Origin of the sequence: Micromonospora sp. NPDC005171, from assembly GCF_040608575.1 — a bacterium.
Taxonomy (GTDB): domain Bacteria; phylum Actinomycetota; class Actinomycetes; order Mycobacteriales; family Micromonosporaceae; genus Micromonospora.
Genome location: NZ_JBEXIM010000029.1, coordinates 1 through 12,760 on the forward strand (window position 1 = coordinate 1; position 12,760 = coordinate 12,760).

The following is a 12,760-nucleotide window of genomic DNA, read 5'->3' on the forward strand; positions in this document are numbered from 1 at the left end:
GGGGGCCTTGTGGTTTTCGTAAGTCTCTCTCGCGGGGTCGCTCTTCTTTCGGTCTCTGTGTTCTTTGTTTTGGGTGGGGGGGCCGGCTCGCCGGCCCCCGACGCCACCCGAGAATTAGCAGTACAGACGACGACATAGGGGACATAGTGCTCGACGTCAACTTCTTCGACGAGCTGCGCATTGGTCTCGCCACCGCCGACGACATCCGTCAGTGGTCGCACGGCGAGGTCAAGAAGCCTGAGACGATCAACTACCGCACCCTGAAGCCGGAAAAGGACGGGCTCTTCTGCGAGAAGATCTTCGGTCCGCAGCGGGACTGGGAGTGCTACTGCGGTAAGTACAAGCGCGTTCGGTTCAAGGGCATCATCTGTGAGCGCTGCGGCGTCGAGGTGACTCGCTCCAAGGTCCGTCGTGAGCGGATGGGGCACATCGAGCTCGCCGCTCCGGTGACCCACATCTGGTACTTCAAGGGCGTTCCGAGTCGGCTGGGCTACCTGCTGGACCTCGCCCCCAAGGACCTCGAAAAGATCATCTACTTCGCCTCGTACGTCGTGACGAGCGTTGACGCCGAGTCGCGTCACCGTGACCTCTCGACGATCGAGAACGAGATCCTGGCCGAGAAGCGGCAGTCCGAGAACAGCCGCGACTCGGAGATCGAGAAGCGGGCCGCCAAGCTCGAGGCCGACCTGGCCGAGCTGGAGGCCGAGGGTGCCAAGGCGGACGTCCGGCGCAAGGTCAAGGAGGGCGGCGAGCGCGAGATGCGCCAGATCCGCGACCGGGCCCAGCGCGAGATCGACCGCCTGGACGAGGTGCTGGACACCTTCCGCAAGCTGGAGCCGAAGCAGCTGGTCACCGACGAGCTGCTCTACCGCGAGCTGCGCGACCGGTTCGGTGAGTACTTCACCGGTTCGATGGGCGCCGAGGCGATCAAGGCGTTGGTCCAGAACATGGACCTCGACGCCGAGGCCGAGAGCCTGCGCGAGACCATCCGGTCCGGCAAGGGTCAGCGGAAGATCCGGGCGCTCAAGCGACTCAAGGTCGTCGCGGCGTTCCTGAACACCCGCAACTCGCCGCTCGGCATGGTGCTGGACTGCGTCCCGGTCATCCCGCCGGACCTGCGCCCGATGGTGCAGCTCGACGGTGGCCGCTTCGCGACCTCGGACCTGAACGACCTGTACCGCCGCGTGATCAACCGGAACAACCGCCTCAAGCGGCTGATCGACCTCGGCGCTCCCGAGATCATCGTCAACAACGAGAAGCGGATGCTCCAGGAGGCCGTCGACGCGTTGTTCGACAACGGCCGTCGCGGCCGGCCGGTCACCGGTCCGGGTAACCGCCCGCTCAAGTCGCTGTCCGACATGCTCAAGGGCAAGCAGGGCCGGTTCCGCCAGAACCTGCTGGGCAAGCGCGTCGACTACTCCGGCCGTTCGGTCATCGTGGTCGGCCCGAAGCTCAAGCTGCACCAGTGCGGTCTGCCCAAGCAGATGGCGCTGGAGCTGTTCAAGCCGTTCGTGATGAAGCGGCTGGTCGACCTCAACCACGCACAGAACATCAAGTCCGCCAAGCGGATGGTCGAGCGTCAGCGCCCGGTCGTGTGGGACGTGCTGGAAGAGGTCATCGGCGAGCACCCGGTGCTGCTCAACCGTGCACCGACCCTGCACCGCCTGGGCATCCAGGCCTTCGAGCCGCAGCTGGTCGAGGGCAAGGCGATCCAGATCCACCCGCTGGTCTGCACCGCGTTCAACGCCGACTTCGACGGTGACCAGATGGCGGTCCACGTGCCGCTGTCCGCTGAGGCTCAGGCCGAGGCGCGGATCCTGATGCTGTCGTCGAACAACATCCTCAAGCCGGCCGACGGTAAGCCGGTCACCATGCCCACCCAGGACATGGTCATCGGTCTGTACCACCTCACCCACCTCACCGCCGGTGAGAAGGGCGAGGGCCGGGCGTTCAGCTCGGACGCCGAGGCGCGGATGGCCTTCGACAACGGTGAGCTGCACCTGCAGGCGCCGGTGAAGATCCGCCTGCGTGGCGTGGTCGGTGTCGACAACGGCGCCGGCTCCGAGGCGTGGACCGCCCCGGAGGGCTGGGTCGAGGGTGACCCGCTGACCGTGGAGACCACCCTGGGTCGGGTGCTGTTCAACGAGACACTGCCGCAGGGCTACCGCTTCGTGAACTACGAGATCCGCAAGGGTCAGCTCTCCGCGATCGTCAACGACCTCGCCGAGCGCTTCCCCAAGGTGGCGCTGGCCGCCACCCTGGACGGGCTCAAGGAGGCCGGTTTCCACTGGGCCACCTGGTCCGGCGTGACGATCGGCATGGAGGACGTCATCGCGCCGCCGCGTAAGGCGGAGATCCTGGCGAAGTACGAGAAGGACGCCGACCAGATCGACAAGCAGTACCAGCGTGGTCTGATGACCGCCGAGGAGCGTCGCGGCGAGCTCATCGAGATCTGGACCAAGGCGACCAACGAGGTTGCCAAGGAGATGGACACCGCGCTGCCGCAGGAGAACCCACTGTGGAAGATGATCAACTCGGGTGCTCGCGGTAACCTGCTCCAGCTCCGGCAGATCGCGGCGATCCGTGGTCTGGTGGCCAACCCCAAGGGCGAGATCATCCCGCGGCCGATCAAGGCCAGCTACCGGGAGGGTCTGTCCGTGCTGGAGTACTTCATCTCCACGCACGGTGCCCGTAAGGGTCTTGCCGACACCGCGCTGCGGACCGCCGACTCGGGTTACCTGACCCGTCGTCTGGTGGACGTCTCGCAGGACGTCATCATCCGCGAAGAGGACTGCGGCACCGACCGGGCGATCCCGATGCAGATCGGCGAGAAGCTGGACGGCAAGCTCGTCGTCCACACCCACGCCGAGACGAGCGTGCACGCCCGTACCCTCGCCGACGACATCAAGGGGCCGGACGGCACCGTGGTCGCCGAGCGCGGTCAGGACATCAACTCCATCGGGGTCGACAAGATCGTCGCCGCTGGTGTGGAGACGGTCCGGGTGCGCAGCGTGCTCACCTGCGAGTCGAAGCTGGGCGTCTGCGCGGCCTGCTACGGCCGGTCGCTGCCGACCGGCAAGTCGGTCGACATCGGCGAGGCGGTCGGCATCATCGCCGCCCAGTCCATCGGTGAGCCCGGTACGCAGCTGACGATGCGTACCTTCCACACCGGTGGTGTCGCGGGTGAGGACATCACCCAGGGTCTGCCGCGTGTTCAGGAAATCTTCGAGGCTCGGGTCCCGAAGGGTAAGGCGCCCATCGCCGACACCCCGGGTCGGATCCGGATCGAGGACGGCGAGCGCTCGCGCAAGATCATCGTGGTGCCGGACGACGGCAGCGAAGAGATCGTCTACGACAAGATCTCGAAGCGGGTCAAGCTCCGTACCCACGACGGCGGTCACGTCGCGGTCGGCGAGAAGCTGACCGAGGGCACCATCGACCCGCACGAGCTGCTGCGGATCATGGGTCCGCGGGCGGTCCAGGTCCACCTGACCAGTGAGGTCCAGGAGGTCTACCGCTCGCAGGGTGTGCTCATCCACGACAAGCACATCGAGATCATCATCCGCCAGATGCTCAAGCGGGTGACGGTCATCGACTCCGGCTCGACCGAGTTCCTGCCGGGTGTGCTCGTCGACCGGGCGCTGTTCGAGTCGGAGAACCGCCGGCTCGTCTCGGAGGGCGGCGAGCCCGCCGCCGGTCGTCCGGTGCTGATGGGTATCACCAAGGCCTCGCTGGCCACCGACTCCTGGCTCTCGGCGGCCTCCTTCCAGGAGACCACCCGGGTGCTGACCGACGCTGCGATCAACTCGCGCAGCGACTCGCTGGTCGGCCTCAAGGAGAACGTGATCATCGGAAAGCTCATCCCGGCGGGTACCGGCATCAGCAAGTACCGCAACGTCCGGGTCGAGCCGACCGAGGAGGCCAAGGCCAAGGTCTACTCGATGACCGGTTACCCGGAGACCGACTACGGGTTCGGGCCGGCCAGCGGGCAGGCAGTGCCGCTGGACGACTTCGACTTCGGGTCGTACCGCTAAGCACCAGTCACACGACGAGGCCCCCGGTGAAAGCCGGGGGCCTCGTCGTGTCCGTGCCCACCCACCCCCGGGCCGGGTTCGGCATGATGGGGGGATGACGACAGCACCCGGCCAGGTGTCGGTCGCCCAGCCGGGCCTGCGCCACCCGCTGGACCCGGACCCGGCCCGCGCCACGAAGGCACGGGCGGTCTTCGCGCTGGGCCTGCTCGGCATGCTGACCGGGCTGTTCATCGGTGGCGTGGTGCCGGCGACGGTGGCTCTGCAACTGGCCCGGCAGGCGCGCCGCGAGGCGTACGCCTCAGGGGGTTTCCTGACCGGCAGCGTCTGGCTGCGGCGGGGGGAGTGGATGGCCTGGACCGGCCTGGTGCTGGTCGCGGTCAGCGTGGTGGCCGCTGTGGTCGTCGGTGTGGTCCGGTTGGCCGGCGCCCCGTTCGGCCACGACTACCCGGCGAACATGGACTGAGCCCGCCGGTGGCCGCGCCCGGCGCGGGCGGCGGCGCTCGCGGCGGTAGCCTGGCCGGTGTCCGCCGTGTGGCGGTGGCGGCCTTTCGACAGGAGGACCTCGTGACGGAACCGGCGCGGCCCCCTGCTGACGAACCGGCTGGCCCGGCGGACCCGCCGGTTCCTCCGTCCGAGCAGAGTGACTGGGCGCGACCCGGCCCGGGTGACGAGCCACAGCCACCGGTGTCCACCCCGAGCCCGCCGCCTCCGGCGCCGCACTCGGGAATGACCACGGCACCCGACTCCGCGCAGCCGTACCCGGTCTCCAACGCGCCGGCCCCGATGCCGCCGCCGGGCTGGGGTCCGCCCCCGTCGGGGCCTGGCATGCCGCCGGGTTGGGGTCCGCCCTCGTCCGGGCCCGGTGTGCCGCCGCCCGGCTGGGGCCCACCCCCGTCGGGTCCCGGTGTGCCGCCCGGCTGGGGCCCTCCGGCAGCTGGGCCGGGTGTGCCGTACGGGTGGGGTCCGCCGTCGTCCAGGCCTGGAGCGCATCCCGGGTGGGGTCCGCCGTCGTCCGGGCCTGGAGCGCCGCCCGGGTGGGGTCCGCCTGGGCACGGCCCCGGGTGGGGTGGCACGCCGGGGCGTTCGGTGCCGCCACCCACCGACGACCAACGCCGACCGCCGAAGCGGGTGGAGACGGTCTCCGGTACGCCGTTCGGCGTCGTGCACCTGGACGTGGCGCCGGTCACCTCCGGGCTGGCCATCGGGGCGCTGGTGGCGGGGATCGCGTCGGTCCTGGTCTCGCTGCTGGTGATCTGTTTCGGAGTGGCCTTCAAGAACGACGGCGGGGCCTGGGCCTCCGGAGCGTTCGCCGCGCTGGGTGTGCTGGCCGGCGGCGCGGCGGTCGTCGTCGGGCTGCTCGGCCGGCGGCAGATCCGCCGGCCGGCCGCGCCCTCCGCGGTCCAGTTCACCGGCCGCGGGCTGGCGATGACCGGGATCAGCTGCGGCGCGGCCGGGGCACTGCTCAGCCTGCTGGGCCTGAGCCTGGCCCTGCTTCTCGTCCTGACCTGAGGGTGATCACCGATACTCCGGCACCTGACGGGGGTTTCCCGCGGAGGGCCCTCGGTCCCTCCGGGGGCGATGGGTGCTTCTGCGGGGGAGCCGGTACACTTGTATTCGTAGGTGCCCATCGCGGGCGACGGGGCAGGACGAGATCCGGCCGGCGGGTGTGAGACAGTCGCCGGGCCATTCCGTTTTGACCTGGGCGGTTGTGGTAGGTACTCTTTCCCCTTGTGCCCGGGCATGCCCGGGCAACTCGTGCGTGCGCTGTTTCCGGCTTGCGGGCGGCGGCACGACAAGTCAAGGATCCGGGGCGGGGCGATCCGCGTGCCGGTGACACAAACCCGGTTCGCACGCGAGAGCGTCGCAACGGGGCCGTGACGAGGGCGACACGCCCGACCGCGGGTGCCGGGGTCTCCGCAAGGCGACCCTGGTCGGAATGTAGGAGAGCCGGTCATCAGGCCGGCTAACGAGCAGACGGCGCGGCCGCCAACGCGGCCGAAGGGAGCGGAGAAACCCGGTGCCCACGATCCAGCAGCTGGTCCGAAAGGGCCGCCAGGCGAAGACGACCAAGACCAAGACCCCGGCGCTGAAGGGTTCTCCTCAGCGGCGCGGCGTGTGCACCCGCGTGTACACCACCACCCCCAAGAAGCCGAACTCGGCGCTGCGCAAGGTCGCTCGCGTGAAGCTCAGCAGCCAGATCGAGGTGACCGCCTACATCCCCGGCGTCGGTCACAACCTGCAGGAGCACTCGATCGTGCTCGTCCGCGGTGGTCGGGTGAAGGACCTCCCCGGCGTGCGTTACAAGATCGTTCGCGGCTCGCTGGACACCCAGGGTGTCCGTAACCGCAAGCAGGCGCGCAGCCGTTACGGCGCGAAGAAGGAGAAGAGCTGACATGCCGCGTAAGGGACCCGCTCCGCGGCGGCCACTGGTCGCTGACCCGGTGTACAACTCGCCGCTGGTCACCCAGCTGGTGAACAAGATCCTGCTCCGCGGCAAGCGTCAGCTCGCCGAGTCCATCGTGTACGCGGCCCTCGAGGGCTGCCGCGAGAAGTCCGGCACCGACCCGGTCGTCACCCTCAAGCGGGCGATGGACAACGTCAAGCCGACCCTCGAGGTGCGCAGCCGCCGTGTCGGTGGCGCCACCTACCAGGTTCCGGTCGAGGTCCGCCCGACCCGGGCGACCACCCTGGGCCTGCGCTGGCTGGTCACGTACTCCCGCGCCCGGCGCGAGAAGACCATGGTCGAGCGGCTGATGAACGAGCTGCTGGACGCGAGCAACGGCCTCGGTGCCGCCGTCAAGCGGCGCGAGGACACGCACAAGATGGCCGAGTCCAACAAGGCCTTCGCGCACTACCGCTGGTAACACCCTGGTTCCGGCGCCTTCGGGCGCCGGAACCGCCACCAGTTGAGTCGAGACGACGATAAGTAGGGATTGAAGTGGCCGCCGCAGACGCGCTCGCCAAGGTACGCAACATCGGCATCATGGCGCACATCGATGCCGGTAAGACCACGACCACCGAGCGAATCCTGTTCTACACCGGCATCACGTACAAGATCGGTGAGGTCCACGAGGGCGCTGCCGTCATGGACTGGATGGAGCAGGAGCAGGAGCGTGGTATCACCATCACCTCCGCTGCTACCAAGTGTGAGTGGAAAGACCACACGATCCAGATCATCGACACGCCTGGCCACGTCGACTTCACGGTCGAGGTCGAGCGGTCGCTGCGGGTCCTGGATGGTGCGGTCGCGGTTTACGACGGTGTCGCCGGCGTGGAACCGCAGACGGAGAACGTCTGGCGGCAGGCCGACAAGTACAACGTCCCGCGCATGTGCTTCGTCAACAAGCTCGACCGGACCGGCGCCGACTTCTTCCGCTGCGTGCAGATGATGATCGACCGGCTGAACGCCACCCCGCTGGTGCTCCAGATCCCGATCGGGCTCGAGGGCGACCACATCGGTGTTGTCGACCTGATCGGCATGCGCGCACTCACCTGGCGCGGGGAGACCCAGAAGGGTGAGGACTACGCGGTCGAGGAGATCCCGGCCGACCTGGCCGACTCCGCTGCCGAGTGGCGCGAGAAGCTGATGGAGACCCTCGCCGACGTCGACGACTCGGTGATGGAGAAGTACCTGGAAGGCGAAGAGGTCTCCGTCGAGGAGATCAAGGCCGCCATCCGGCGTGCCACCATCGCCGGCAAGGCCAACCCGGTGCTGTGCGGCTCGGCGTTCAAGAACAAGGGCGTCCAGCCCATGCTCGACGCCGTGGTCGACTTCCTGCCGTCGCCGCTGGACGTTCCGGCGATCGAGGGTACGGCCACCGACGGCGAGACCCCGCTGCTGCGTAAGCCGTCCAACTCGGAGCCCTTCTCCGGCCTGGCCTTCAAGATCCAGACGGACAAGCACCTGGGCAAGCTCACCTACGTGCGGGTCTACTCCGGCACGCTCGATTCCGGTTCCCAGGTGGTCAACTCCACCAAGGACCGCAAGGAGCGGATCGGCAAGATCTACCAGATGCACGCCAACAAGCGGGAAGAGCGTCCGTCGGCGCAGGCCGGCGACATCATCGCCGTGCAGGGTCTGAAGCAGACCACCACCGGCGACACTCTCTCCGACCCGGCGAACCCGGTCATCCTGGAGTCGATGACGTTCCCGGAGCCGGTCATCTCGGTGGCGATCGAGCCGAAGACCAAGTCCGACCAGGAGAAGCTGGGCACCGCCATCCAGCGCCTGGCCGAGGAGGACCCGACCTTCCGCGTCCAGCTGGACGAGGAGACCGGTCAGACGGTCATCTCCGGCATGGGTGAGCTGCACCTGGACATCCTGGTCGACCGGATGCGCCGCGAGTTCAACGTCGAGGCCAACGTCGGCAAGCCGCAGGTGGCGTACCGCGAGACCATCCGCCGCAAGGTGGACAAGGTCGAGTACACCCACAAGAAGCAGACCGGTGGTTCCGGCCAGTACGCCCGCGTGATCGTGAGCGTCGAGCCGCTTCCGCTGGACAACGACTCGCCGACCTACGAGTTCGCCAACGCCGTCAGCGGCGGCCGCATCCCCCGGGAGTTCATCCCCTCGGTGGACGCCGGTGCGCAGGACGCGCTGCAGTACGGCATCCTGGCGGGCTTCCCGCTGGTCGGCGTCAAGCTGACCCTGCTGGACGGCCAGTACCACGAGGTCGACTCGTCGGAAATGGCATTCAAGATCGCCGGCTCGATGGTGATGAAGGACGCGGCCCGCAAGGCCGACCCTGCGTTGCTCGAGCCGATGATGGCCGTTGAAGTCACCACTCCTGAGGAGAACATGGGTGACGTCATCGGTGACCTCAACTCCCGCCGCGGCATCATCCAGGCGATGGAGGAGCGCAGCGGCGCCCGCATCGTCCGGGCCCTGGTGCCGTTGTCGGAGATGTTCGGCTACGTCGGCGACCTGCGGTCGAAGACCCAGGGCCGGGCTAGCTACAGCATGCAGTTCGACTCCTACGCCGAGGTTCCGCAGAGCGTCGCGAAGGAGATCATCGCCAAGGCAACGGGCGAGTAACGCCCTGAGCTGGTGATTCGTGGTTGGTCGCGGGAGGGTTCACCCGCCCGCGGCCACCACGATCGGATCGCGTGAGACCGGGCCTGTAGGCTTCATCGCCGCAGAACCCACAAAGGCTCTCCGGCCTCCAGGCCGGAAAGGCTGTCGACAGAGTCCTAAGCGCCGACCGGCGCGCCGGGCGTACGAACCAAGAAGTCCACAGGAGGACACCAGTGGCGAAGGCTAAGTTCGAGCGGACTAAGCCGCACGTCAACATCGGCACCATTGGTCACATCGACCACGGTAAGACGACGCTGACGGCGGCCATCACCAAGGTCCTGCACGACCAGTACCCGGACCTGAACCCCTACACGCCGTTCGACGAGATCGACAAGGCGCCGGAGGAGAAGGCCCGCGGCATCACGATCTCGATCGCGCACGTCGAGTACCAGACCGAGTCGCGGCACTACGCGCACGTCGACTGCCCTGGTCACGCCGACTACATCAAGAACATGATCACCGGTGCCGCGCAGATGGACGGCGCGATCCTGGTGGTCGCGGCGACCGACGGCCCGATGCCGCAGACCCGCGAGCACGTGCTGCTGGCCCGTCAGGTCGGTGTGCCGTACATCGTCGTGGCGCTCAACAAGAGCGACATGGTCGATGACGAGGAGCTCCTGGAGCTCGTCGAGCTCGAGGTCCGTGAGCTGCTCTCCTCGCAGGAGTACCCGGGTGACGACCTGCCGGTCGTTCGGGTTTCGGCGCTGAAGGCCCTCGAGGGTGACCCCGAGTGGACCGGCAAGCTGCTGGACCTGATGACCGCTGTCGACACCTCGATCCCGCAGCCGGAGCGCGAGGTTGACAAGCCGTTCCTGATGCCGGTCGAGGACGTCTTCACGATCACCGGTCGTGGCACCGTCGTCACCGGTCGCGTGGAGCGCGGCGTTCTCCTGCCGAACGAGGATGTTGAGCTCGTCGGTATCAAGGAGAAGAGCTTCAAGACCAAGGTCACCGCGATCGAGATGTTCCGGAAGACCCTGGACGACGCCCGCGCAGGCGAGAACGTCGGCCTGCTGCTGCGCGGTACCAAGCGCGACGAGGTCGAGCGCGGCATGGTCGTCGTGAAGCCGGGCTCGAACACCCCGCACACGGAGTTCGAGGCGACGGTCTACATCCTCTCCAAGGAGGAGGGTGGCCGCCACACCCCGTTCTTCCAGAACTACCGTCCGCAGTTCTACTTCCGGACCACGGACGTCACCGGTGTCGTCACCCTCCCCGAGGGCACCGAGATGGTCATGCCGGGTGACAACACCTCGATGTCGGTGAAGCTGATCCAGCCCATCGCCATGGAGGAGAACCTCAAGTTCGCGATCCGCGAGGGTGGCCGCACCGTCGGCGCCGGGTTCGTCACCAAGATCAACAAGTGAGCTAGGTAACCCCGATTAGACCCGCCGCCGGTCGTGCGGCATACTAGTCAGGTTGCGTAACGACAGTTCGTCGCCTGTGTTCGGCTTTCGCTGAACCTCCGGGTGGCGAGTCAGTCGAGCGTAGGGTGGTTGGCGGCCCAGTCGCCAACCACCCTCGCACGGCGTTCAGGTCGCGGTAATGCGATCGGCGCCTTGACCCACCGCGCGGTCAGCACCACTCCGGAACCACGGGGCGGAGCCCGGCCCGAGGGCGCGACACGCCCGACCGCGGGGGTCGGCGAAGTGGGCCTGCACCAGCCGGTGCAGGCGCCCGCAACACAGCGGCATCGAGAGAAGGAACAGAAGCCACCATGGCGGGACAGAAGATCCGCATCCGGCTCAAGGCCTATGACCACGAGGTCGTCGACTCCTCGGCTCGGAAGATCGTCGAGACGGTGACGCGCACCGGGGCGCAGGTCGCGGGCCCGGTGCCGCTGCCCACGGAGATCAACCGTTTCTGCGTTATCCGCTCGCCGCACAAGTACAAGGACTCGCGCGAGCACTTCGAGATGCGCACGCACAAGCGGCTGATCGACATCATCGACCCGACCCCGAAGACGGTCGACTCGCTCATGCGCCTCGACCTGCCGGCTGGCGTCGACATCGAGATCAAGCTGTAGGGACCGGACAAATGGACAGGCAAGTCAAGGGGATCCTGGGCGCCAAGCTCGGCATGACCCAGGTCTGGGACAACAACCGTGTTGTTCCCGTGACCGTGGTCGAGGCCGGCCCGTGCGTCATCAGCCAGGTTCGTAGCGCCGAGAAGGACGGTTACTCCGCGGTCCAGCTGGCCTACGGCACCATCGACCCGCGCAAGGTCAAGAAGCCGATCAGCGGGCACTACGCCAAGGCGGACGTGGCGCCGCGCCGGCACATCGTCGAGCTGCGCACCACGGACGCCGGGGAATACTCGCTCGGCCAGGAAGTCACTGTCGATGAGTTCCCGGCCGGCGTCACCATCGACGTCACCGGCAAGACCAAGGGCAAGGGCTACGCCGGCCCGATGAAGCGGCACGGCTTCCACGGCCTGGGCGCCGGCCACGGTGTCGAGCGTAAGCACCGCTCGCCCGGTTCCATCGGCGCCTGCGCCACTCCGGGTCGTGTCTTCAAGGGCACCCGGATGGCCGGCCGCATGGGTGGCGTGCGGTACACCGTGCAGAACCTCACCGTCCAGGCGGTCGACACCGAGAACAACCTGCTGCTCGTCCGGGGTGCCATTCCTGGTCCGAAGGGCGCGCTCGTTCTGGTCCGGACCGCGGCCAAGAGCAAGGTGAAGAAGGGCGGTGCGGCCAAGTGACCACCGTTGACGTGCGCACCGTCGAAGGCACCACCAGCAGCTCGGTAGAGCTGCCGGCGGACATCTTCGACGTGCAGGCCAACGTCGCGCTGATGCACCAGGTCGTGGTGGCCCAGCTCGCGGCGGCCCGACAGGGCACGCACAAGGCCAAGACCCGCGGCGAGGTCGCCGGTGGCGGCAAGAAGCCGTACAAGCAGAAGGGCACCGGTCGCGCCCGGCAGGGCTCGATCCGCGCGCCGCAGTTCGCCGGCGGTGGCGTCGTGCACGGTCCCGTGCCGCGCGACTACAGCCAGCGGACCCCGAAGAAGATGAAGGCCGCCGCGCTGCGCGGTGCCCTCTCCGACCGGGCCCGCGCCGGGCAGGTGCACGTCGTCGAGGCGTTCGTCTCGGGCGAGAAGCCGTCGACCAAGGCGGCCCTGGCCACGCTGACCAAGCTCACCGAGGCCCGTCGGGTCCTGGTCGTGCTGAGCAGCACCGACGAACTGAACTGGGTGTCGCTGCGCAACGAGCCGCGCGTGCACCTGATCGAGTCCGGCCAGCTGAACACGTACGACGTGCTGGTGGCCGACGACGTGGTCTTCACCAAGGACGCCCTGGACGAGTTCCTGGGCGTGCCAGCCGAGACCACCGAGGAGGGTGGCAAGTGAGCACGATCGCCGACCCGCGCGACATCATCGTGGCGCCGGTCGTCTCGGAGAAGAGCTACAGCGAGCTGAACCGGAACTGGTACACCTTCCTGGTGCACCCGGACGCGAACAAGACCGAGATCAAGATCGCTATCCAGCAGATCTTCAACGTCCGCGTCCTGACGGTCAACACGCTCAACCGCCAGGGTAAGCGCAAGCGCACCAAGACCGGCTTCGGTCAGCGCAAGGCGACCAAGCGGGCGATCGTGAAGCTGGCTGACGGTGACCGCATCGAGGCCTTCGGCGGCCCGGTCAGCTGAGGG

General features: G+C 67.8%; 11 protein-coding genes. All 11 read left to right on the top strand.

The genetic code is table 11. From position 1 onward, the window contains the following. Positions 1 to 146 precede the first annotated feature (146 nt). Positions 147 to 4,034: a DNA-directed RNA polymerase subunit beta' gene (locus ABZU74_RS25590; protein WP_355428667.1), complete on the top strand. Its 3,888-nt coding sequence runs from the start codon at positions 147 to 149 to the stop codon at positions 4,032 to 4,034. Positions 4,035 to 4,128: 94 nt separating this feature from the next. After that, positions 4,129 to 4,497, top strand: a complete 369-nt coding sequence (locus ABZU74_RS25595; RefSeq protein WP_355428670.1) for a hypothetical protein — start codon at positions 4,129 to 4,131, stop codon at positions 4,495 to 4,497. Positions 4,498 to 5,162: 665 nt separating this feature from the next. Beyond that, positions 5,163 to 5,543 carry a hypothetical protein gene (locus ABZU74_RS25600; RefSeq protein WP_355428767.1) on the top strand — a complete coding sequence of 127 codons (381 nt, stop codon included), beginning with the start codon at positions 5,163 to 5,165 and terminating at the stop codon, positions 5,541 to 5,543. A 508-nt stretch (positions 5,544 to 6,051) separates the two neighbouring features. After that, positions 6,052 to 6,426, top strand: a complete 375-nt coding sequence (rpsL, locus tag ABZU74_RS25605) for a 30S ribosomal protein S12 (protein ID WP_007465318.1) — start codon at positions 6,052 to 6,054, stop codon at positions 6,424 to 6,426. A gap of 1 nt (position 6,427) precedes the next feature. Beyond that, complete coding sequence (gene rpsG, locus ABZU74_RS25610; RefSeq protein WP_007465317.1) at positions 6,428 to 6,898, top strand: 30S ribosomal protein S7; 471 nt, start codon at positions 6,428 to 6,430, stop codon at positions 6,896 to 6,898. Between the two features lie 74 nt (positions 6,899 to 6,972). Then, positions 6,973 to 9,069, top strand: coding sequence for an elongation factor G (gene fusA / locus ABZU74_RS25615; RefSeq protein ID WP_196919810.1), 2,097 nt, complete (start codon positions 6,973 to 6,975; stop codon positions 9,067 to 9,069). A gap of 212 nt (positions 9,070 to 9,281) precedes the next feature. Then, the gene (tuf, locus tag ABZU74_RS25620; RefSeq protein WP_030489585.1) at positions 9,282 to 10,475 is read left to right on the top strand and encodes an elongation factor Tu; all 1,194 of its coding nucleotides are present in this window, start codon (positions 9,282 to 9,284) and stop codon (positions 10,473 to 10,475) included. Positions 10,476 to 10,825: 350 nt separating this feature from the next. Then, on the top strand, positions 10,826 to 11,134 hold the full coding sequence (gene rpsJ, locus ABZU74_RS25625) for a 30S ribosomal protein S10 (RefSeq protein WP_007073037.1): 309 nt from the start codon (positions 10,826 to 10,828) through the stop codon (positions 11,132 to 11,134). Positions 11,135 to 11,145: 11 nt separating this feature from the next. Continuing rightward, positions 11,146 to 11,811, top strand: a complete 666-nt coding sequence (rplC, locus tag ABZU74_RS25630) for a 50S ribosomal protein L3 (protein WP_355428674.1) — start codon at positions 11,146 to 11,148, stop codon at positions 11,809 to 11,811. Then, positions 11,808 to 12,458, top strand: a complete 651-nt coding sequence (gene rplD, locus ABZU74_RS25635; RefSeq protein ID WP_007465305.1) for a 50S ribosomal protein L4 — start codon at positions 11,808 to 11,810, stop codon at positions 12,456 to 12,458. The genes rplC and rplD overlap by 4 nt, the downstream gene beginning before the upstream one ends. Further along, positions 12,455 to 12,757 carry a 50S ribosomal protein L23 gene (rplW, locus tag ABZU74_RS25640; RefSeq protein ID WP_007465304.1) on the top strand — a complete coding sequence of 101 codons (303 nt, stop codon included), beginning with the start codon at positions 12,455 to 12,457 and terminating at the stop codon, positions 12,755 to 12,757. The genes rplD and rplW overlap by 4 nt, the downstream gene beginning before the upstream one ends. Positions 12,758 to 12,760: the final 3 nt, after the last annotated feature.

Coding starts and splice junctions, on each gene's coding strand:
- ABZU74_RS25595 (WP_355428670.1), top strand. CDS start 4,129: ATGACGACAGCACCCGGCCAGGTGTCGGTCGCCCAGCCGGGCCTGCGC.
- rpsG (WP_007465317.1), top strand. CDS start 6,428: ATGCCGCGTAAGGGACCCGCTCCGCGGCGGCCACTGGTCGCTGACCCG.
- rpsJ (WP_007073037.1), top strand. CDS start 10,826: ATGGCGGGACAGAAGATCCGCATCCGGCTCAAGGCCTATGACCACGAG.
- rplC (WP_355428674.1), top strand. CDS start 11,146: ATGGACAGGCAAGTCAAGGGGATCCTGGGCGCCAAGCTCGGCATGACC.